This window comes from Crassaminicella profunda (assembly GCF_019884785.1).
GTDB lineage: Bacteria > Bacillota > Clostridia > Peptostreptococcales > Thermotaleaceae > Crassaminicella > Crassaminicella profunda.
In genome coordinates this window covers 2,608,852-2,631,845 of sequence record NZ_CP082326.1, presented here as the reverse complement: position 1 = coordinate 2,631,845, position 22,994 = coordinate 2,608,852, and the positions used below count along the sequence as shown (strand labels likewise).

The following is a 22,994-nucleotide window of genomic DNA, read 5'->3' as shown; positions in this document are numbered from 1 at the left end:
CTACAAGAAATAGTTCTATATTATATAGAGAAATCCTTTTTATTGGATGGATTGTTTTTATTTTAGTTAAGGGAATTAGAAGAAGATAACTTTACAAATAAAAAGGAATAGAATACAATGATAGATAATGATAATTAATATCGTTTAAAAAATGTTAATAGTTAATCAAATAAAATAAATCCTTAAAATAGATTAAATGAGAGGTGATTGCTATGAATGAAAATTTCACTGTTAAAAATGTGGATGATTTTTATGATTTTTTTGTAAAAGTATGCAAATTTGGGAGTGAAAAAGTGGGTATGTACATAAGATATTATGTGAATCCTGAGTTTGGAGAAGGGGTTATAGAACAAATACGATTTAGAAATGGAATGGAGTTATGTATTACTGATTTACATTTAAAAAAATCTATTGGGTTTGAATATGATCTAAGCAATCCACCTTGTGAAATGAATTATATGGTAGATGGAAATCTCTTTAATAATGAAGAGCAAGCGGGAGATATGAATTTGAGTGGTGGCAATATGAGTATATATTTCAGAGAAAAAATGCGCGGGATCGTTAAATTTATTGAGGGTAGAAAAATAAACTATATTACCATTATAGCCAATGAAAAATTTATAAATGAAAATCTTTTAAATAGGGAATCGCAAAAGAGTTTAATAGATTTTAGAAAATCATATAGAGCTATTGATCTGACTAAACCACATAAACCTAAAGTAGAAATAAAATATATTTTTAAGCAGATGCTGGCTTGTGATTTTTCTGACATTGGAAAAATGATGTATTTACAGAGCAAAGCTATTGAAGTGTTATCCCTTGTATGGGAAAAAGAGATTAAGTTGGAAAAAGAAAAAGAAAATTTATTGTTTTTAGATAAACAAGCTTGTGAAGCTATTGAAAAAGCAAGGCAAATTGTTGAAGAAAACATAGTAGAGCCGTATACCATTAGTATGCTAGCTAAAGAAGTACATTTAAATGAATATAAGTTAAAAAAAGGTTTTAAACAACTATATAACATGACCATATTTGCTTATTTAAAACATATAAGAATGCTAAAAGCAAAAGAACTTTTATCCCAGAGAGATTTGAATATTGGTCAAGTAGCATGTGCTATAGGTTATACAAATGCAAGTTATTTTGCTAGAAACTTTAAAGAAATTTATGGAGAAAATCCAAAGGATTTTCAATTTGGAGCATAAAAACTCCCTTTATAGGCAGAATCTTTTTAAATAAGATTATATAATTCTAATTGATTGGATTATATAGTCTTATTTTTGTGTGAGGAGGGATGCAGCAATAGTTAGTTAAATTAGCTATTATGCCATAATTATGATGAATAGTATTAAAGAACTTATTAATATTTGTAAAGAAGAGAGAAGAAAATTTTCCATTTCGGTATTTTGTGGGTGCTTGTCTGTGATTTTTTCAATAGTACCATATTATTGTATTTACCGAATTGTTACATTGTTTTATCAATCTAATTACCAAGTTAAAAATTATATCTTAGGGGCAGTTATAGGGATTATTTTGAGATTTGTTTGCTTTTTTATATCTTCGTACATTTCCCATGAAGCTACGGCAGATTTGTTATATGGAATTAGGCTTAAAATACTTAAAAAACTAGAACAATTGTCTTTAGGGGGAGTGACCCAAAAAAATAGTGGGTACTATAAAAAACTTATAGTAGAAGATGTAGAGAATCTTGAAAGATTTTTAGCACATCATGTTCCAGAAGTATCATCAAGTTTAGGTGTTCCTATATTAGTTGCTATATTATTATTCATTTTAGACTGGAGATTAGCAATTGCAACAATAGGGATTATTCCAATTGCTTACAAAATATTGTCAGGAATGATGACTGGTAGCCAAGAAAAGATGGAGAATTATTCTACTTCGTTAATGAACATGAATTTTTCCATTATAGAATATATTCAAGGAATGACTGTTATTAAGTCTTTCAATAAGACAGATGCATCTACAGTAAAAATTGATCAAACGGTAGATACATTCAAGTATTATGTATTAGATTGGTATAAATCTTGTTGGAGATATATGTCAGGATTCGCAGTGCTTATAAAAGCAAATTTGTTTATATTATTGCCGACTAGTGGTGTTTTATTGTTAAGAGGAGATGTAGATATTAGTACTGTTATGTTTTTCTTTTTAATGTCATTTTCATTTTCTGTTCCATTAGTTAAGCTAGGAGAATTTACGGATACTATGCCAATGATTAACCAATCCTTTGAAAAAGTTAGATTATTTTTAGAAGAAGAGGAAATGGAAAATAGTGATTGTGAAGTTAAATTTGAAAATTATTCTATTGAATTTAAAAATGTAAGTTTTAGTTATACGGAGAGTCAACAAGCAGTTAAAAACATGTCATTTAGAGCAGAAGAAGGAGGATTAACTGCATTAGTTGGAAAATCAGGCTGTGGAAAGAGTACCATTGCAAAGCTTTCTGCTAGATTTTGGGATGTAGATACAGGTGAAATTTTAATAGGAGGTATTCCTATTAAAAAAATACCCATACAGCAACTGATGGACAATATTAGTTTTGTTTTTCAAGATACGATTATTTTTAATGATACACTACGAAATAATATTCGAATGGGAAAACCAGATGCTACAGATAGAGAAATCATGGAAGCAGCAAAACTTGCTTCTTGTGGCAAATTAGTTACTGAAAAAGGATTAGATAGGATTGTTGGAGGAGTAAATAATAAATTATCTGGTGGAGAAAAACAAAGAATTGCAATCGCTAGAGCAATTTTAAAGAATTCACCGATTATTATTTTAGATGAAGCAACAGCATCTTCAGATGCAGAAAATCAGATGGAAATTCAAAGGGCTATTTCGAACTTATCTAAAAATAAAACAGTTCTTACAATAGCACATAGACTTTCAACGATTGTAGATGCCAATAAAATTGTAGTGCTTTCAAAAGGAGAAAAGGTGGAAGAAGGAAAACATTCAAAGTTAATGGAGAATACTGGGTTGTACAAAACTATGTATAAAAAATATGAAGAATCACTTAACTTCAAAATAAGTACAAAGGAGGTGCGCTAATATGCTTTGCTCTGTTCGTAGGATTTTAAAATTATCAGGAAGTTTTCAATCAAAAGTAAAAAAAGGGATAGTATTTGGCATTTTGGAAAGTATGTTTTCTTGTGCACCATTGTTATTTATGTATCTTTTTATAAAAGATATGATCAATGAAAATTTATCATATACAAGTGTTTTTAAATATACTATAGGATTGGCTGTATGTCTTTTGATACAATATATTTTTCATCTTAAAGAAACGGAAACAATCAGTAGCGTAGGATATGAAGTTATTGCAGACAAAAGAAAGGAAGTTGCACGTTTTCTGAAAAAAATGCTAATGGGTGATTTTTTTGGAAAAACCCTTGGGGAAATTAATGCCATAGTCACCAATGAACTTACCCAAATAGAACTTTATGCAATGCAACTAGTGTCTAAAGTGGTAAGTAGTGTTACAAGTTTAGTGCTTACAGTTTTATTTTTATCAACATTAAATGTTTCTATGACTATTGCATTTTTTAGTGGGTTTCCCATTTCATATTTATTAAATCGAATCATCAGAAAAATGTATGTTCGTTCTGCAAAAGTTAAATTAGAAGCGGAAACGAAACTAATAGAGAACACTGTAGAATACACTCAAGGAATCGCAACAGTGAAAGCCTATAATAATGGTGAAAATCATTCCAAACGTATGAAAAATATTTTTAGAGAATTCGCAGATCAGACAATCAAATCAGATGCAAAAATGATTCCTTTATTGCAGAGCTATTCAATGTTTATGTATTTAGGATTTGGAGTAGCATTGTCATTAGGTAGTTATTTACTAATGAATCAAAGGATTGATTATGGTGTATTTTTGATGTTTTCAGTGATAGGCATTCAAATTTATCAGCCCTTTGAAATATTATCAGCATATGATGGAACACTTAAGGCTATGGAGGCTAGTTTGGATAAAGTAGAACATTTAATGAAATTTAAACCTATGGAAGAACCAGAAAGGGACTTTGAGTGTAAAAACTTTCATGTAGAATTCTCTAATGTGACATTTGGATATAATGAGAAAAATATTTTGAAAAATATTTCCTTTGTTGCAAAAGAGAATACAATGACAGCAATTACAGGACCATCAGGAAGTGGTAAAACAACATTGATACAACTTATCATGAGATTTTGGGATATAGAAAGTGGTGAAATTAAAATTGGGGGAAGAGATATTCGTCAATATAAAATTGAGACGCTAATGAAATATATATCGGTAGTATTTCAAGATAATTATTTATTTAATGACACCATCTATAACAATATAAAATATGGAAATGAAAAGGCAACAAAAGAAGAGATTGAAAAAGCTGCAAGACTTGCTTGTTGTCATGAGTTTATCGAAAATTTGCCAAAGGGATATGAAACAATAGTGGGTGAAGGAGGATCAACATTATCTGGAGGAGAGCGTCAGCGGATTGCTATTGCAAGAGCTATTGTTAAGGATTCACCGATCATTATATTAGATGAAGCTACAAGTGGTGTAGATCCTATCAATGAGATAGAAATTCAAAAAGGAATTGCTAATCTTGTAAAAGGAAAGACTGTGTTTATAATTGCTCATAAATTTGCAGCTATTACAGATGCAGACAAAATTTTAGTTTTAGATGAAGGGATATTAAAAGAAGAAGGAACACATGATGCGTTGATTCAAAAAAATGGTATTTATCAAAATCTATGGAAAGGTCAGATAGGGGTAAATCAATGGAAAATCCGAAGCAATTAAAAATGAAGATATTTTTAATTAAAAGAATAGTTTCTTTGTTGTTGGTATTAATAGGGATTACTATGTTATGTTTTTTCTTGTTGAGCCTATCCCCAATAGATGCAGCAGATGCATATATTCACAAGCATATGATGTGGCCAACGGAAGAAACTGTAAAAAAGATACAAGAAGAATTAGGTCTTAATCAACCCTTATATAAGAGGTATATAGATTGGTTAAAGAATGCTGTTACATTAAACTTTGGAAATTCTTTTGTGACAGGGAAACCAATAGTAGAAGAAATTACAATTTGTTTTAAAAGAACGTTAAATATTGTGTTTGGAACTGTTTTTATTATGCTGTTAGTGTCAATACCCTTAGGGATACTATCTGCTACTTATAAGAATAAAAGGATAGATAGCATAATAAGAGTTATTTCATTGATGGGAATGTCTATGCCTTCTTATTGGGTAGGATTCATGTTGATTTACCTTTTTTCTATTAAATTAAATGTGCTGCCCTTTATATTTAAAGATCATTTTAATTGTTATGTATTGCCAAGTATAACTCTATCTATTCCTTTTTTTGCAACATATACAAGGATGGTAAGAACGAATATTTTAAATCAATTAGAAGAAGATTTTGTGATTTATTCAAGAGCTCGTGGAATTCCTTTTTATAAAATTATGATGAAGCATATTTTAAAAAGTTCAAGTGTATCTTTAATAGCATTGTTAGGACAAAATATAGGGAATATTTTAGTTGGAACAGCTATTATAGAAACAGTGTTTTCAATAAAAGGCTTAGGAAGATATGGTATTGATGCAATATTCTCACGGGATCATCCAGCAATAAATGCGTATGTAATTATTATTGCATTTTCCTTTTCTTTAGTGAATATAGTAGCAGATTTGATTGCTATGAAAATAGATAAGAGAGTAGGTGAAAATAGCTTGTTATGAGAAAAATTCTAGAAAACAGACAATGTTTTACAGGTACAGTGATATTGACTATTATTATTATTTTGGGCATTGCTTTTCCTGTTATCTCAGGGAATGACCCATTTTTGATTTTATCAAGTGATAAATTTGCTACAAAATCTTTCAAATATTTATTAGGAGCAGATCAATTTGGAAGATGTATTCTTACAAGAATAGCAATAGGTACCAAATATTCATTAGGAGTATCCTTCATCATTATAGGAGTTATATCTGTTATTAGCCTAACTATAGGAACTATACCAACTTATTGTGGAGGAAAGGTAGACCGCATTTTTGTAGGGATTTGTGATGTATTTATGGCATTTCCACAAATGGTATTTATCTTTGTATTGATTGGTATTATGGGAAAAGGAATTTGCAATTTAATGATTTCTATGGTGATTGCTCAGTGGGCTTGGTATGCGAAAGTTGTAAGAGGATATGTGTTAGAAGAGAAAAATAAAAAGTATATAAAGGCTGCCATAGCATCAGGTTCGGGAAGCTTACAAATCATATTATTTCACATTATTCCTAATATATTTCCAGCATTTATTGTATATGTAAGTTTAGGAATGGGGCGAATTATTTTAGAACTTTCAGCCTATTCATTTTTAGGTTTAGGGGTAAGTCCTTCAGTTCCAGAATGGGGAGCTATGTTAAATGAGAGTAGAAAATATATATTTTCACAACCACAATTAATGATTTATCCTGGATTATTTATATTTTTTACTTCAATAGGATTTAATTTATTAGGAGATGGAATAAGAGATGTACTTGATAAAAAGAGAGGCGGTATTCATGCAGCAACTCAAAATTAAAAACTTGGTAGTGAAAAGTCAAAATAGAGTATTGGTAAAATCTATAAACTTGGAAGTAGAAAAGGGAGAAATACTAGCAGTAGTAGGAAAATCAGGAAGTGGAAAAACAATAACCTTTAAAGCTGCAACTGGATTATTGAGCTCGGAAAAATTTAAAATAGCAGGTGAAATCATTTGGGATGAAAAACTTTATGCACCTAAAGAAATGCAAAAATTGTTAGGAAAAGAAATTTCGTATGTTATGCAAAACCCAATGACTGCATTTAATCCAGTTTTTACTATTCGATCTCATTGTAGAGAAACATTAATGCAGCATTTAAAGGTGAATAAAAAAGAGGCAGATAAAATTATTAAAGAATGGTTTGAAAAATTTGGATTACATGATGTAGAAAGAGTACTTGAAAGTTATTGCTATGAACTTAGTGGAGGAATGTTGCAAAGAGTTATGTTATCTCTTGCTATGGCTGTAGGGAGTAAAATGATTATTGCTGATGAACCTACTACTGCTTTAGATACAATTACTCAGAAAGAAATAATACGTTCTTTTAAAAGATTAAATGAAGAATATGGAGTAACTATTGTTTTTATATCTCATGATTTTGCTATTGTTAGTCAAATTGCTAATCATATGGTGGTGATTTCAGATGGAAAAACTATTGAATATGGGAAAACAAAAGATCTTTTAATGACACCCAAATCAGAATGTACAAAGAAAATGTTAAAGGAATTGATTGAGAATGATTATGATTACTAATTTATCTAAAAAATACAAAGAAAATATTGCACTAAATCAAATTTCATTTCACATAAAAAGCAAAGAAAGTATAGCAATTGTTGGAGAAAGTGGTAGTGGTAAGTCAACTATAGGAAATATATTGTTAGGATTTGAGTCATTAACAGGAGGAAATATTTTATATGAAGGACGACCTATTCGTATCTTTAATAAAAAAGATTGGAAGAACTATAGAAAGAATATACAAGTAGTATTTCAAGATGCTCAAAATAGTTTAAATCCTAGGATGAAAGTTAAGGACATTATTGCAGAGCCATTAAAGAATTTTACTAATTTTAATAGAAAACAGAGGTATTTGAAAGTAAAAGAAATTTTATTATTGGTAGATTTAAATGAAAATGATGGAGAAAAATATCCATATGATTTTAGCACAGGTCAGCAAAAAAGAATAAACGTAGCAAGAGCAATTATTTGCCGTCCTCAATTAGTAGTTATTGATGAAGGTACTTCAGGGCTTGATCCTGAAATCAAAAATAATATGATCAAGCTTATAAGAAAACTTCAAAAAAATCAAGGAATTACCTTTGTTATTATAACTCATGACATAAGCGTTGCTCAAAAATTAGCATCTCATATGATTATTTTAAAAGAAGGAAAAATCATAGAAAATATAGAGAATTTTAAAAGTGTATCTCAGTGTAAAAGCAATTATGCTCATGAACTTATAAGAGCAGTACCTAAATTTAAATATAAAGTATTAGGAGGAATAAAATGAAAAAGAAAAGTAAATTATTAGGATTAATGTTAGCGATGATTATATTATTAGCAGGTTGTGGTAAAGTAGAGAAAGTAGATGTTGAGAGTAAAGAAACGAAACAAAATCATGAAATTAGTATTGGTTGGTCTAGTGATTTGGACAATTTTGGTCCACTGACTTCAGAAGATGGATATAGTCATGAAATTTTAGGATTAGTATATGAGCCCTTAGTAAAATTTGATGGGGAAAGAGCAGTTCCTTATTTGGCAGAAAAATTTGAAACATCAGATGATGGAAAAGTATATACATTCCATTTAAGAAAAGATGTTAAATTTTCAGATGGAATCCCATTGAATGCTTTAGCAGTTAAACAAAACATGGATGGGATTTTACAAAATGTAGATAGATTTTCTTGGATGGGTGGAATAGGAAAACTTGAAAAAGTAAAAGTGGTAGATGAATATACTGTTCAATTTATATATAAGGAACCTTATTATGCAGCTCTTTTAGATATGTGTGCACAATTTCCAATCAGAATGATTAGTCCAGGGGCTATTCCAGAGGATGGTAACACTGCAGGGATATTAAAAGAAAGCATTGGGACAGGTCCATATATATTAAGTGAAGCCGTTAAAGATCAAGAATATATATTTACTTTAAATGAAGATTATTGGGGTGAAAAGCCTAAATATAAAAAGGTAATTATCAAAGTTATTCCAGATCCTGATGCTAGAATGATGGCATTAGAAAGTGGAGACATTGATTTAATTTATGGTGCAAAGCAACTTTCCTATGAAGCGTATTCCCAGTTTGAAAATAACAATAAAATTGGAAGAGTACTTTCTGAAAATGAATCAGAAACAAGAAGTATTTTATTAAATACAAAAAATGAAATCTTATCAGATATCAATGTACGAAAAGCTATATTAAGTGGAGTGAATAAAGAAAACATCATAGATACCACACTACTTGGATTAGAAGAAAAAGCAGATACGATTTTAAATCCAAAGCTTCCATATTGCAATGTTTCAGTAGATTCATATAAATATAATACAGAAAAAGCAATAGAACTTTTAGAAAAAGCTGGTTGGCTTCTTCCTGAGGGAAAAGAGATTCGAGAAAAGATGGGTAAAAAGCTTTCTTTAGAATTGATGTATGTGACCGGAAGAGGGGCAGAAGGGGATATTGCTAAAATATTTGCAGCACAGATGAAAGAAATCGGTATAGAGATTAAACTCGATGGAGTGGAATTGATGATATGGGGATCTCGTGGTTTTGAGGGAGATTTTGAGCTTTCCTTCAATGCTACATATGCAGCTCCTTATGATCCACATACTTATATTGGTGGAATGATTAGTTATAGTCTTGATAATGCAGCACAGCAGGGATTGTCAGAAAAATTAGAACTAGACAAAAAAATTGCAAAATTATTTTCTATTAATGATAAAGTAAAAATACAATCTTGTTATAATGAGATACTAAAACAGCTTAATGATAGTGCAATATATATACCTATTTCCTATCAAAAACAAATTGCTTTATACAATAAAGAAAAGATTTCTTCTCTTGCGTTTCCACCTATTGCAGGAGAGTTAGATATGAGGTTGATAAAATAATCTGTAAATATTATTCAGAGATAGGTTTTGCTAATCTATTCCAAATTTTCACCAAATATATACTTATCACAGAGAAGGTAACTACTATTAATATAAAATAGTATATTGAATATAAGAAACTCTGACCTAAAATAGTATAAATGAATATTATGGGAATATTAGCAATAATGACAGTCAGAAAAAAGCTTTTGTATTTTAAACCCACGTAAGAGGAAATAAAGCAAGCTAGGTCTGTTGGAGCTATAGGACATAAAATTGCTAGAGCTAAGAATTGATGATTATATTTTTTTGACATATTCATTAATTCAGGATATTTATTATTTATTTTGTTTATAAATCTACTATTAAAAGAAATTTTGGCTAGCATAAATATAATGGATTCACTTACAATCATTGAAACCATAGATAAAGTAAAACCTAACATAGGATTAAATAATAAACCACCTATAATCATAAATAGCATTCCTGGTAAAAAGGCAGAAATTCTTACAATGGATAATATTAAAAAAGTTATTGTTGCTATTTTTTCATGACATTTTATAAATGTGAATAAATCAGCTAAAGTTGAAATCTTCAAAAAATATCTCATTATGGTGAACAGCAAAATCCATATGATAATAAAAAGAATGTTGATTAGTACTTTGTGTTTTTTCATAGTAGAACACCTCTTTTACAATTATGATTCTACGATATATTGTAACTTTTAAATATTAAGATAAAACAGAAAAAAATCTTAAGAATTCTTAAGATTTTTTTCTTATTTCTTTTTAAAAATTAGCCTAAAATTTTCTCATAACAATAAAAATCATGCTGTCGACCTAAAAATTTTATATTTCCTACATGATTAAAATCAAGCTTTTTGAAAAGAGAATTCATTTTTAAGTTTATAGAATAAGTATCTGTTTTAAGGTAGTTAATTTGATTGTTTCTTGCAAGTTCTTCTGCAAATTTTATTAATTGAGTGCCTATTCCTTGATTTCTATAATTATGATTAATTGCCATTCTATGAATAACCATAAATTTTTCAGGAGAAGACCAATTTACATCTTTATATTCAATAGGTTCTTCATGGTTAATACACACAAAACCTGCAACTTGTCCATCAAGATCATAGGTATATAGCTCATAGTTTTCTATATCTTTGATAAAATCTTTTGCGATTGGATAATTAGTATCCCACTGATGATTACCATAAGACCCCATTTCTTCAATAGTAGCCCTTATGATATCCATAATTTGTTCTATATCATTGAATGTTGATTTTCTTATCATTTTAGATTACTCCTTATAATTTTTGAGTTGATACCAATCAGTTTCTAGATTTTTTTTCATTTTTTTGATCAACTCTAATACGGACTTTTTTTGATCGTCATCAAAATCTCTAAAACATATTTCTATATTTCGATTTTCTTCTTTTATAATTTCCTCATAGATTTTTAAGGTTTTAGAAGTAGGATAAAGTTGGTATGAACGTTTGTCATCATTATTCTTTTTTTTCAGTATAAAATCTTCTTTTAGAAGTTTTTGAATGACTTTAGTAGTGGTTGTTTTGTCAACTTTAAGTAAGCTAGATAGTTGAATTAAATTGATTCCAGGATGTTCACATATTCTTGTTATATATATAAATTGACCTTTTTGTAAGTTTAATTCTTTAAATTTAATTTCTACAATAGTATGGATGGTTCTAGAGAGTGCGCCTATTTCTCTTAGAATATAATTATTTAATTTTATGAGGTTCACCTCCTAACATTTTATCATTCACTAGGAAAAACTATAATTTGTAGATTTATTTTTTTAGTTCATGGATGAAAGCAATGACAGCTTCTTTTTTAGTAGCCCATGAAGTAACTAGTCGAATAGCAGAATGGGTATCATCTATTTTTTTCCAAATATAAAAGATGAACTTTTTCTCTAGTTTTTCAATCAACTTATTTTCTAAAATGGGAAATACTTGATTTGTTGGAGAATTTATTAAAAACTTACAATTCAAATCTTTTAGACCTTCTGTTAAAAGATTTGCCATTTCATTAGCGTGATTTGCAAGTTCAAAATAAAGATTATCCTTAAATAATTCCTCAAATTGAATCCCTAAAAGCTTTCCTTTAGCAAGGAGTGCTCCTTTTTGTTTGATATGATATCTAAAATTCTCTTTTAAATTTTCATTTCTTATTACTAAAGCTTCACCAAGAAGGGCTCCGTTTTTGGTTCCGCCAATAAAAAATGCATCTGTAAAATTACACATATCTGATAAGGTTAGATGCGATTCTTTAATACAAAGTGCTGAACCTAATCTTGCACCATCTGCATATAAGATCAGATCATTAGATTTACAAAAAATACTTAAGGTTTTAATTTCTTCTTTTGTATAGATTGTACCTAATTCTGTTGGATTAGAAATATATACAAGCTTTGGTTTTACAACATGTTCATTTGCATGAGCATCTAATACTTCTTGGATTTTTTGAGGAATGACTTTTCCATCATTTGAATCTATTGTGATTACTTTGTGGCCAGTATATTCAATGGCGCCTGTTTCGTTAACAGCAATATGTCCCGTATTGGCAGATATACAAGCTTCATAAGGTCTCAAAAAAGCACCAATGGCTATAAGGTTTGTTTGAGTTCCTCCAGAAATAAGATGAATATCAATATTTTTATTGCCTATGAGGTTTTTTATTTTAGAAATTGCACTGTTTGTGTGCGTATCATTTCCATAGCCTTCTTCTTGAGTCATATTTGATGCGATTAGAGCATTTAAGATTTTTGGATGTGCACCTTCACTATAGTCATTTTTAAAACTGTACATGGAAATCCTCCTTTATTATTATTTTTAAGTAAATTCTATTAACAGAGAATAAAGAAAAGCATTTTGATAGTTGGACTTTCAACTAATTGTATTATATATAAAAATAGTTGGACTTTCAACTACTTTCAAACCTGTTTATAAAATTTTTTATAGAGAAGTATTTTAAATGAGATATGTAATTTTTCTTATTTTTAGAACAAATATAGAGGAAATACTAAGAAAATCTTAAGATTTAACAAAAGTTTTTATTAAGATATTTATTTTATAATTTTCATATAATCTCTAAGTGATACAAAATATGGTTTAATTACAAAATATAAGAAAAATATGTAAAAGAGATTAAGGGGTAAAATATTAAAATAAAGGAGAATAAAAAATGAAAAAGAAAACAAAAATTGGATTAATAATAGGGACTGTACTACTAGGACTAATGGGTTTTATATTTATAGACGTTCATCCTGATGGAAGTATTTCCTTAGATGGGGATGGATTTTACAAACGTCATTTTATGAATAAAGAGAAGTTTGTTAATTTAGAAGAAAAGGCTGAGAAGTTAGCAACAAATCCACTTGAAGACAAAATGGTTCCAGCATTCAAGGCAAAAGATATGGATGGAAATGAGATAACAGAAAAATTATTTAAAGAGCACAAGCTAACGATGATCAATTTATGGGGAACTTTTTGTGGTCCATGTATCAACGAAATGCCAGATTTAGAAAAGCTGTCTGAAGAAATTTCTAAAAAAGATGTGAATCTTGTAGGAATTATTGCAGATGTTAAAAAGGATAAAAATAAAAAAGAAGCTGAAAATATTATTAAGAAAACAGGTGTAACATATGTGAATATTATTCCAGATCAGGTATTGTTAGATGAAATTGTAAGTAAATTTGACTATGTTCCTGCATCTATCTTTATAGATCAAAAAGGAAATATTTTAAAGACACATGTTGCAGGAGCAAATTCTTATGAAGAGTATCTTGAAATTGTGAATGAAATCTTAGAAAGAAATAATAAGCAATGAAAATAATTTTAGAATACTATGTGAGTATTCGTTATGTTTAAAAATCTGTAGCGAAGCTACGGATTTTTTAATAGTTTTTAAGAAAGTCCTATGAATTTTAGATATACTGATAGTAGATGAAATAGGAGGGTGATTTAATGAGTCAGGAAAATATTCTCGTAGTAGATGATGAAAAAGAAATTAGAGATTTAATAAAGATTTACTTAGAAAATGAAGGATATACTATAATTTTAGCTTCTAATGGAGAAGAAGCATTAAAAATATTAGAAGATCAAGAAGTTCATTTGATTATATTGGATATTATGATGCCCAAAATGGATGGAATAAAGGCTTGTATGAAAATTCGAGAGGAAAAAAATATGCCGATTATTATGCTCTCAGCAAAAAGTGAAGATATGGATAAGATTATGGGGCTGACTACAGGGGCAGATGATTATATGACAAAACCTTTTAATCCATTAGAGTTAGTAGCGAGAGCAAAATCTCAATTGAGAAGATATATAAAATTGAATATAAAAAAAGCAGAAAGTGATTCTATTATTGAAATAGATGAATTAGTCATTTGCATAGATACTCATGAAGTGAAAGTAAGAGGGGAAAATATAAAGCTTACTCCTACAGAATTTGAAATATTAGAGCTTTTATCAAGAAATAGGGGGATTGTATTTAGTATAGAGAAGATTTATGAACGAGTATGGAAAGAAGATTTTCATGATGCAAATAATACAGTAATGGTGCATATTCGAAAAATAAGAGAGAAGATTGAAGAAAATCCAAGAAAACCTAAATTCATAAAAACTGTATGGGGAGTGGGATATAAAGTTGAAAGATAAGTTAAAAAAGGTAGATATAAAAGGATTGATCGATTTATTGAAGAAGAGTATTCCTCTATATAAGCTAATGAAGAAAAAGATCACAAGTAATATTCGATTAGAACTTGTTGGAACTTTTACAATATGTATATTTATTAGTATCCTGTTCTTTTTTGTATCTATAGGTTTTATTGGGATTTTTCAAATTCACCCTTACATGAATTATAGTGATGGTATAAACAACATGCAATGGAAGACAGAATCATTAGTAAGTAAACTATCAAAGCAGGAATATAGCATTCAGGATAAAGAAAATATAAAAAAAATAATAGATGACTATGCTGAGAATCATGTGAAAATATTGATTACAGATTTAGATGGAAAAGTGAATTACAAGACAAAGAATGGGGATGAAATACAAGTAGATTTATATAATGTCATTAAAAATGTTAATGAAAACAGATATGAAGATTCAAAAACCTGGAGAGGTCGTGAGCCCATACAGGAGCAAGTATTTATTTATCCAATAAATTTTAAAGATCAGAGAAGTTATCTTATTTTAAAGGGAATACCGGATGGAGAAATTAAATATTTTTATGATGATATAGATGTTATTGTTCCTGTTATGATTGTTATATCAGTAATGCTTTTATTATATCTAGTTTTTATTTTAACAAAAAGAAAAGTACAATATATTCAGGAAATATCAGAGGGTCTAATAGAGATTTCAAAGGGAAATTTAGATTTTAGAATTGTTAAAAAGGGAGAGGATGAATTAGGTCTACTTGCTCAAAATATCAACCATATGAGTGAATCTTTAGAGAAAAAGATAGAAGAAGAAAGAAGAGCAGAAGCTACAAAAAATGAGCTCATTACCAATGTATCTCATGATTTGAGGACACCTCTTACGTCTATTATAGGATATTTAGGGTTAATAAAAGAGAAAAGATATAAGGATGAACAAGATTTAGAAGAGTATACTCGAATTGCTTTTCATAAATCTGAAAAATTAAAAATCCTTATAGATGATTTATTTGAATATACAAAGGTAGCGAATAAAGGAATAGAATTAAATAAAATATATGTAAATCTTAATGAATTTTTAGATCAGTTAATAGAAGAGTTTGTACCTATTTTTGAAGAGAATAATCTAGAATTAGAAAAAGAGATAGTAGAAGAAAAATTAAATATATTAATAGATCCAGATAAAACTGTAAGAGTATTTGAAAATCTATTGATGAATGCAGTGAAATATAGCTTTAAACCAGGGAAAATTAAAATAAGTATTTACAAAGATGATTATCATGGAGTCGTTTGTATTGAAAATAAAGGCAAAACTATTCCTAAAGATGAAATCTCTTATTTATTTGAAAGGTTTTATAAAGGGGATAAATCTAGAACATCAGAGGATGAAGGAACGGGTCTTGGACTAGCTATAGCGAAAAGTATTGTAGAAATACAAGGAGGAAATATTTGGGCTACCTGTGAGGAAGAAAATATAAGATTTTTTGTAAGTTTTAAGTGTTAAATAGCTAATGATATTTTAAGAAAGTCTTAAGATTTTAATAGGGTTTTTATTAAGGTATTTGTTTTATAATTCTTCATATAATAAAAGTTATTAATGAAATGAGAGGGAGGATTATAGAATGGAAGTAGCTTCTTTTTTAAAAAATTATATAAAGTACCCTAGAATGATTGGGGCCATTTGTCCTAGCTCTAAAGCCCTTGCAAATAAAATGATGGAAAAGATAAATTTTGAAAATGCTAGATGTATTGTGGAGTATGGTCCAGGTACAGGGGTTTTTACAGAAGAACTAATAAAGAGAAAGAAAAAAGATACAGTTTTATTTGTAATGGAATTAAATGATGATTTGTATGATTTACTAAAATTTAAATATGGACATACTAAAAATGTTTATATTATTCATGATTCTGCAGAAAAAGTAAACAAGTATATAAACAGATTTGGATTTGAATATGTAGATTATATAGTATCTGGATTACCTTTTGCGGCCTTCCCAGAGGATTTATCAAATGATATTTTAACAAATACAGTAAAGCTATTAAAAAAAGATGGCAAATTTATTACATTTCAATACACTTTATTAAAAAGAAATCTAATGAGAAAGTTTTTCCAAGAGGTTAGTATTGCCTATGAATTTAGAAATATTCCTCCCGCATTTGTATTTAACTGTGGAAGGCAAGAAGTCGAATGAGTACCATATGAAAATGAATAGTATGTTTTATTTACAAATTCAAGGAAATTAACAAAAATATAGAAAAATAGCACAGTTCAGGCATTAATAATTGAGCATTTTTTTTGAAAAATATTCATATTAACCATTACCATTCAAGTGATTTCGTGTTAAAATAGTCAAAGAATAATTAAGAAGAGTGAGGGTTATTATGAAAAAAGGTTTTGATCCAAAAAAATATTTAGAAGAACAATCAAAGTTTATACTTGAAAGAGTAAATGATTATGACAAGCTTTATTTAGAGTTTGGAGGAAAACTATTATTTGATTTACATGCAAAAAGAGTACTTCCAGGTTTTGATGAAAACGCAAAGATCAAATTACTTCATAAGCTAAAAGAAAAGGTTGAAGTGGTTATTTGTGTTTATGCTGGGGATATTGAAAGAAATAAAATCCGTGGGGATTTTGGAATCACTTACGATATGGATGTTTTAAGATTGATAGATGATTTAAGATCCCATGAGTTGGATGTGAATAGTGTTGTCATTACTAGATATGACAATCAGCCTGCAACAACTGTATTTATGAATAAGCTAGAGAGAAGAGGCATTAAGGTATATACCCATCGTGCAACAAAGGGATATCCTACAGATGTGGATATGATTGTTAGTGATGAAGGGTATGGAAAGAATCCATATATTGAAACTACAAAGCCTATTGTAGTTGTAACGGCTCCAGGACCTGGTAGTGGGAAGCTTGCTACTTGCTTAAGTCAGTTATACCATGAGTATAAAAGGGGACGTGTGGCAGGATATTCTAAATTTGAAACATTCCCTGTTTGGAATGTACCACTAAAGCATCCGTTAAATATTGCATATGAGTCTGCAACAGTGGATTTAAAGGATGTCAATATGATTGACTCTTTCCATTTTGATGCATACAAAGAGATTACAGTAAATTATAATCGTGATATTGAAACATTCCCTGTACTTAAAAGAATTATTGAAAAAATAACAGGGGAGGAAGCTGTTTATAAATCACCTACAGATATGGGTGTAAATCAGGTCGGATTTGGTATTATTGATGATGAGATTGTAAAAGAAGCTTCAAAACAAGAGATTATTAGAAGATATTTTAAAACAGGTTGTGAGTATAAAAAAGGCTATGTAGATTTAGAGACTTTCCATAGAGCAAAGCTGATTATGGAAGAGCTTCATCTTAAAGCTGACGATCGTAAGGTAGTGATTCCAGCTAGAGAAAGAAGTGTTAAGCTAAAGGAAGAGTTATCTAAAAATGAACAATGTTCAGCAGTAGCGCTGCAGCTTCATGATGGAACAATCTTAACAGGAAAAAGTTCAAACATCATGGATGCAGCAGCAGCAGTAATTTTAAATGCAATTAAAAATCTTGCCAATATTGCAGATGAAATGCATTTAATTTCACCAGTAATCTTAGAGACAATTATTAACCTAAAATCAAAAACTTTTAATAGTAAGATTACAGCATTAACTTGTGAAGAAATTTTAATTGCACTAAGCATGAGTGCAGCAACTAATCCTATGGCTCAAGTAGCTATGGAAAAACTATCTATGCTAAAGGGATGTCAGGCTCATTCTACAACTATTTTAAATACAAATGATGAGCAGACATTTAGAAAATTGGACATAGATGTTACCTGTGATCCTGAATATCCATCAGATAGTTTGTATTATAATAATTAGTGAAGTTATTTATAAAAAATTTAAAGAAGCAAGGGAAAGTAAAAAAATATTTGTATGAATAATGAAAAAACCCTTGAACTATTTTTAAAATGGTGTATACTGATATAGAACCTTAATTCAGAAGTAAATAATTTATTATATGAATATTTTTCGAACGATCTAAAATTAAGAATAACTTAAGTATAGAGATTTCGAAATTTTTATTGATGATTTATTTTTACAAAGAATTAAAGGAATAAAAATTTCGGAGGTAGATAAACATGACAGGTACAGTAAAATGGTTTAACAGTGACAAAGGATTTGGATTCATCACTACAGAAGAAGGAAATGATGTATTCGCTCATTTCTCACAAATCAACAAAGAAGGATTCAAAACTCTAGAAGAAGGTCAAAAAGTAAGTTTTGACGTTGTTGAAGGAGCTAAAGGTCCTCAAGCTGAAAACATTACAGTATTATAATTTTATGAGACGAATGAAAAACTGAAGATTTATCTTCAGTTTTTTTATTTATCATTTTATTTTGAATAGGGATGCAGATGCATCCTTATTCTATTTTAAAAGATGAAAAATCATCCAAAATATTGAATATTCTTGTTTTAACGAAGGGTATGATATATAATTATGTAAACGAAATGATGGATGAATCATAAAAATCTTTGTTTTATTTAAAAGGATGATGCGATATTGTCAAATGAAATGGCTAGATTAATTGAAAAACGAAATGGGGCAAAAAAGAAGAAAAATCAAATTCCTTTTGGGATTATTTTGCTAATTCTTGCACTGACTCTTTGTATAGGATTTTGGCAAAAGGAGTATAAGTTGGCTATATGCTGGATTTTAGGAATTGGGATAGGCATTGTTCTTCGTTATTCACGATTTTGTTTTGCAGCAGCACTTAGAGATCCTTTTCTTGTGAAGGATACAAGATTATTTAGAGGGATGCTTTTGGCCATGATGGTGAGCACCATTGGTTTTGCTGTAATTCAATATGTTTATATTCAGAAAAATCCTATTGAGTATGATTTTATTCCAGGGGCTGTCACCTCTGTAGGTATTCATGTGGTCATAGGTGCTTTTTTATTTGGTGTAGGAATGGTTATTGCGGGAGGATGTAGTTCTGGTGTATTGATGCGAATTGGAGAAGGACATGCCCTTCAATGGATGGTTCTTTTGGGATTTTTCATTGGAACGATCCTAGGAGCAAAACATTATGGTTTTTGGTATGAACATATTATTGAGCATGCAAAGACCATTTATTTCTTTGAATACTTTGATTTCAAAATAGTTGTGTTAGGACAACTTTTGGTATTATTTGGTTTATATGTACTAGCAATATGGTATGAAAATAGATATAGAAAAGATATGTAATGGAGGCAATTGCATGGCAGTAAGAGAAATTGATTGTTTATATGAATTATGTCCTGTTCCTTTGTTGAAAGCTATGAAGGAGTTAAAAACAATGGAAGTGGGAGATGTTGTGATTATACGCTCTGACCATAGTTGTGTTGGAGCAAATATAAAGGAATGGGCAGTGAAAAACCAATACCCCGTTGAGGTAGTTGAAGTAGAGGATGGAGAATGGGAAGTTTATATTGAAAAAACAAAATAGGAGGGATTGGATGAAGCCCATTGTCACATGGCTAAAAAAGCCTTGGCCTTATTGGGTAGGAGGAATTCTATTAGGACTTTTGAATGTGATTTTGTTGGCTATGAGTGGGATTAGCTGGCAGATTACCAGTGGATTTTTACTGTGGGGCGTTGGAATTTTAAAATGGTTTGGGTTAGACCCTCTTAGTTGGGAGTATTTTGAACATTTTCAACATTATTATGAACCAGTGATTACAAAGTATAATGTATTTTTGAATCAATATACCATTTTAAATATGGGTGTGATTGTAGGTTCTTTTATTGCAACCTTGTTAGCGTCTCAATTGAAATGGAAAAAAATAAAAAATAGAAGACAATTGGTTTTTGCTCTTTTGGGTGGAATTATGATGGGATATGGAACAAGACTTGCCGTGGGTTGTAATATAGGGGCTTTTTTTAGTGGGATTCCCTCTTTTTCTTTACATGCTTGGGTATTTGGACTATTTGCTATATTAGGCGCGTTAGTTGGTAGTAAAATTTTAATTCGATTTTTGTTATAAAAAGAAGAAGAATCATGGGCCTTCTTCTTTTTTTAGCAAAATCCTCTTTTGTGTGAAATTATAAAATCTACAAACATTTGCTCGTAGTGGGTGAATTTATATTTTTTTCTTGAAGCGATGTAGTAATCAAAGTGAATAGTTAAATCCTCTACCACAACTGGTTGGATACTTAGTTCTTTTAGTTCTTGCTGGATAATTAATTTTGGTAAAAAAGAAAATCCTTTCCCTGCAAGAATAGAAGATTTAATAGCTTCTAAGGAATTAAGATCATAAATGACATTTAAGTCTTCCAACCCAATTCCTTTTCTTTCTAGTGCTTCTCTTACTAAATAGCGTGTCCCTGAGTTCTTTTCACGTAAAATTAGAGGAAGTTTTTTTAGTTCTTCTAAAGAGATTTGCTTCGGTGCATCCTTTTGATTGCCTACTAAAAGTAATTCATCTGAAATGATTGTTTGTGTAACCATATCATTTACTTTTGGATCATGTTGAATGATACCAATATTAATAGTATGCTGACGTAGATTTTCAATGACTTCTGTAGAACTATTTACCTCTAGCTGAATATTCACTTCTTTGTGAAGTTGCTTAAAAGTGTAAATGCTACAAGGAAGAGCATAATCTCCTACGCTTTTACAAGATCCAATCATTAGCTGTGGTTGATCTTGTTGTAAACTTTTCAAATCTCTTTCAATATTTCCTTGGATAGATAGTAAGGTATCTGCATAGTCAAATACCACTTTTCCCTCTTCTGTTAATTTTACCCCTTTATTACTTCTTGTTAGAAGACTTGCATTTAATTCTTTTTCTAGATTTTGAAGTTGCATACTTAGTCCTGGTTGAGTAAGGTGAAGAGTTTTTGCAGCTTTTGATATGCTATTACATTTTACAGTTATATAAAATGAACGTAGATGTTGAAGATTCATATAATCACATCCTCAAAAAAGATAAAAATTTGTCAAATATATAATCATTTTATCACTATAGTACCCAAAAATAAACATATTTAAACAGAAGGATGATTTAAACTAACTATTAGTGGAGTCTGGGGTGTGAAATTAGTACAAAAGCTTAAAATTAATCTTTAATGAAATAAAGGATAGGTAAGCTTATTGATTTTTATAGGTGATTATGTTAAGATGATATTGGAAAAAATTGATACATATATAAAAGTGATGAAATCCACTGTAAAGCTTTCCTTTTGCAGTGGATTTTTTTGTTGCAAAAATTTAAAAGGAGGAAAACTATGTTCAAATCACCTTTTTATAAAAATCTTTTAAAAATTGCTTTTCCTATAATGATTCAATATTTTATTACATCTTCTCTCAATTTGATGGATAACTTTATGATTGGAAGACTTGGAGAAGAAGCTGTTGCTGCTTTGGGGATTGCTAATCAATACTTTTTTCTATTAAATATTATGATCATGGGTATTTATTCAGGATGCAATGTATTGATTGCTCAATTTTGGGGCAAAAAAGATATTATGAGTATAAAAAAAGTTTTAGGGATATCCCTTGTGTTAGGTGTGATTGTAAGTGTAGGGTTCACATTTTTTGGAAGGTTCTTTAGTGATGAAGTGATCACTATATTTAATAAGAATAATGAAGTTATAAATCTTGGGAAAAATTATCTTGAACTTGTATGCATCAGCTATGTGTTTATGGCTATATCTCTTGCATTTGGGATAGGAAGTAGAGGGGTTCAAAAAGCTTTTTTACCTATGATTTGTAGTGCATGTGCTCTTGTTTTAAATGTGTTTTTTAATTATGTATTTATCTTTGGTAATTTTAATATGCCTGCTATGGGAGTAAGAGGAGCTGCCCTTGCGACTTTGATTGCTAGAGTATGTGAAATGATTTTGATTCTTTTCTTAATATATAGAAAAGATCATGCTTTAAAAGCTTCAGTTAGTGAAATGCTAGCTTTCAATGTTGAATTTTTTAAAGATATTATGAAAGTGACAGTGCCTGTAATCATTAATGAGCTTTGTTGGGGGTTAGGGATGGTTATATATTCGGTCATTTATGGAAATATGGGAACAAAAGCTATTGCAGCAGTTCAAATATGTATGACGGTTCAAAACATGTTCTTTATTGTGCTGTTTGCAGTTTCTAATGCAGCTTGTGTGATGGTGGGAAATGAAATTGGAAAAGATGATTTTGAGACAGCTAAGGATTATGCAAGAAAATTGATTAAAATATGTTTAGTATTATCTTTGGTAATGGGGTTAGCTCTTGCTACTTCTTCAAAATTTATTTTGAATTTCTATAAAATTTCCCATGAGGTATATACGAGTTCTTTATATATGCTTTTAATTACAGCTTTCATATTGCCTGTTAGATTTATAAATGTTCTTTTGATTGTAGGTGTGTTAAGAGGTGGAGGCGATACTTCTTATGTTTTAAAAATAGAGCTTGCAACCATGTGGTTAGTAGGGGTGCCTATATGTATTATTGGGGCATTTATTCTTAAAATAGCAGTGTATGAAGTGTTTTTCTTTGTAACTATTGAAGAAGTAGTGAAATGTATACTTTCTATAAAAAGATATAGATCTAAGAAATGGATGAAAAATCTTGTGCAAGGTATAAATGCAGTTTAAAA

Annotated in this window: 23 protein-coding genes; 18 read left to right on the top strand and 5 right to left on the bottom strand. The window is 29.5% G+C overall.

What is annotated here, in order from left to right; genetic code table 11:
• The first annotated feature begins 212 nt into the window (after positions 1-212).
• The 8 genes from K7H06_RS12475 (at position 213) to nikA (ending at position 9,693) form a co-directional block, all read left to right on the top strand.
• The gene (locus K7H06_RS12475; RefSeq protein ID WP_223036375.1) at positions 213-1,202 is read left to right on the top strand and encodes a helix-turn-helix transcriptional regulator; all 990 of its coding nucleotides are present in this window, start codon (positions 213-215) and stop codon (positions 1,200-1,202) included.
• Positions 1,203-1,419: 217 nt separating this feature from the next.
• Positions 1,420-3,069 carry an ABC transporter ATP-binding protein gene (locus K7H06_RS12470; protein WP_223036374.1) on the top strand — a complete coding sequence of 550 codons (1,650 nt, stop codon included), beginning with the start codon at positions 1,420-1,422 and terminating at the stop codon, positions 3,067-3,069.
• 1 nt (position 3,070) lies between these two features.
• Positions 3,071-4,810: an ABC transporter ATP-binding protein gene (locus tag K7H06_RS12465; RefSeq protein ID WP_223036373.1), complete on the top strand. Its 1,740-nt coding sequence runs from the start codon at positions 3,071-3,073 to the stop codon at positions 4,808-4,810.
• Positions 4,789-5,751 carry an ABC transporter permease gene (locus K7H06_RS12460; protein ID WP_223036372.1) on the top strand — a complete coding sequence of 321 codons (963 nt, stop codon included), beginning with the start codon at positions 4,789-4,791 and terminating at the stop codon, positions 5,749-5,751. The genes K7H06_RS12465 and K7H06_RS12460 overlap by 22 nt, the downstream gene beginning before the upstream one ends.
• Complete coding sequence (locus tag K7H06_RS12455; RefSeq protein WP_223036371.1) at positions 5,748-6,587, top strand: ABC transporter permease; 840 nt, start codon at positions 5,748-5,750, stop codon at positions 6,585-6,587. Before K7H06_RS12460 ends, K7H06_RS12455 begins: the two co-directional genes overlap by 4 nt.
• On the top strand, positions 6,568-7,341 hold the full coding sequence (locus tag K7H06_RS12450; RefSeq protein WP_223036370.1) for an ATP-binding cassette domain-containing protein: 774 nt from the start codon (positions 6,568-6,570) through the stop codon (positions 7,339-7,341). Before K7H06_RS12455 ends, K7H06_RS12450 begins: the two co-directional genes overlap by 20 nt.
• Positions 7,325-8,095 (top strand): ABC transporter ATP-binding protein, encoded by a 771-nt coding sequence (locus K7H06_RS12445; RefSeq protein ID WP_223036369.1) that lies wholly within the window; start codon positions 7,325-7,327, stop codon positions 8,093-8,095. The genes K7H06_RS12450 and K7H06_RS12445 overlap by 17 nt, the downstream gene beginning before the upstream one ends.
• Positions 8,092-9,693 (top strand): nickel ABC transporter substrate-binding protein, encoded by a 1,602-nt coding sequence (gene nikA / locus K7H06_RS12440; protein WP_223036368.1) that lies wholly within the window; start codon positions 8,092-8,094, stop codon positions 9,691-9,693. Before K7H06_RS12445 ends, nikA begins: the two co-directional genes overlap by 4 nt.
• 10 nt (positions 9,694-9,703) lie before the next feature.
• On the opposite strand, the gene K7H06_RS12435 is transcribed toward nikA, so the two are convergent.
• From K7H06_RS12435 to K7H06_RS12420, 4 genes are all read right to left on the bottom strand, one after another.
• Positions 9,704-10,348 (bottom strand): VTT domain-containing protein, encoded by a 645-nt coding sequence (locus tag K7H06_RS12435; protein WP_223036367.1) that lies wholly within the window; start codon positions 10,346-10,348, stop codon positions 9,704-9,706.
• Positions 10,349-10,467: 119 nt separating this feature from the next.
• On the bottom strand, positions 10,468-10,965 hold the full coding sequence (locus K7H06_RS12430) for a GNAT family N-acetyltransferase (protein WP_223036366.1): 498 nt from the start codon (positions 10,963-10,965) through the stop codon (positions 10,468-10,470).
• 6 nt (positions 10,966-10,971) lie between these two features.
• Positions 10,972-11,433: a MarR family winged helix-turn-helix transcriptional regulator gene (locus tag K7H06_RS12425; protein WP_223036365.1), complete on the bottom strand. Its 462-nt coding sequence runs from the start codon at positions 11,431-11,433 to the stop codon at positions 10,972-10,974.
• A gap of 46 nt (positions 11,434-11,479) precedes the next feature.
• A complete protein-coding gene (locus K7H06_RS12420; protein WP_223036364.1) occupies positions 11,480-12,499 on the bottom strand; it encodes a threonine aldolase family protein in 1,020 nt (339 codons plus the stop codon).
• A gap of 376 nt (positions 12,500-12,875) precedes the next feature.
• On the opposite strand from K7H06_RS12420, the gene K7H06_RS12415 reads away from it, so the two are divergent.
• The 9 genes from K7H06_RS12415 (at position 12,876) to K7H06_RS12375 (ending at position 20,393) form a co-directional block, all read left to right on the top strand.
• On the top strand, positions 12,876-13,520 hold the full coding sequence (locus K7H06_RS12415; protein WP_223036363.1) for a TlpA family protein disulfide reductase: 645 nt from the start codon (positions 12,876-12,878) through the stop codon (positions 13,518-13,520).
• Between the two features lie 137 nt (positions 13,521-13,657).
• Complete coding sequence (locus K7H06_RS12410; protein WP_223036362.1) at positions 13,658-14,353, top strand: response regulator transcription factor; 696 nt, start codon at positions 13,658-13,660, stop codon at positions 14,351-14,353.
• Positions 14,343-15,860, top strand: coding sequence for a sensor histidine kinase (locus K7H06_RS12405; protein ID WP_223036361.1), 1,518 nt, complete (start codon positions 14,343-14,345; stop codon positions 15,858-15,860). The genes K7H06_RS12410 and K7H06_RS12405 overlap by 11 nt, the downstream gene beginning before the upstream one ends.
• A gap of 118 nt (positions 15,861-15,978) precedes the next feature.
• Positions 15,979-16,548, top strand: a complete 570-nt coding sequence (locus K7H06_RS12400; protein ID WP_223036360.1) for a class I SAM-dependent methyltransferase — start codon at positions 15,979-15,981, stop codon at positions 16,546-16,548.
• A gap of 190 nt (positions 16,549-16,738) precedes the next feature.
• Positions 16,739-18,247: a DUF1846 domain-containing protein gene (locus tag K7H06_RS12395; protein WP_223036359.1), complete on the top strand. Its 1,509-nt coding sequence runs from the start codon at positions 16,739-16,741 to the stop codon at positions 18,245-18,247.
• Positions 18,248-18,507: 260 nt separating this feature from the next.
• Positions 18,508-18,705, top strand: a complete 198-nt coding sequence (locus K7H06_RS12390) for a cold-shock protein (RefSeq protein ID WP_223036358.1) — start codon at positions 18,508-18,510, stop codon at positions 18,703-18,705.
• A gap of 225 nt (positions 18,706-18,930) precedes the next feature.
• Complete coding sequence (locus K7H06_RS12385) at positions 18,931-19,614, top strand: YeeE/YedE thiosulfate transporter family protein (protein ID WP_246637525.1); 684 nt, start codon at positions 18,931-18,933, stop codon at positions 19,612-19,614.
• A 13-nt stretch (positions 19,615-19,627) separates the two neighbouring features.
• Complete coding sequence (locus tag K7H06_RS12380) at positions 19,628-19,855, top strand: sulfurtransferase TusA family protein (protein ID WP_223036357.1); 228 nt, start codon at positions 19,628-19,630, stop codon at positions 19,853-19,855.
• Between the two features lie 10 nt (positions 19,856-19,865).
• Positions 19,866-20,393, top strand: coding sequence for a YeeE/YedE thiosulfate transporter family protein (locus tag K7H06_RS12375; protein WP_223036356.1), 528 nt, complete (start codon positions 19,866-19,868; stop codon positions 20,391-20,393).
• Between the two features lie 32 nt (positions 20,394-20,425).
• Here the strand turns inward: K7H06_RS12375 and K7H06_RS12370 are convergent, their stop codons facing one another.
• On the bottom strand, positions 20,426-21,316 hold the full coding sequence (locus tag K7H06_RS12370) for a LysR family transcriptional regulator (RefSeq protein WP_223036355.1): 891 nt from the start codon (positions 21,314-21,316) through the stop codon (positions 20,426-20,428).
• 320 nt (positions 21,317-21,636) lie between these two features.
• Here K7H06_RS12370 and K7H06_RS12365 point away from each other — a divergent pair, with 320 nt between their 5' ends.
• On the top strand, positions 21,637-22,992 hold the full coding sequence (locus tag K7H06_RS12365) for an MATE family efflux transporter (protein WP_223036354.1): 1,356 nt from the start codon (positions 21,637-21,639) through the stop codon (positions 22,990-22,992).
• Positions 22,993-22,994 lie beyond the last annotated feature (2 nt).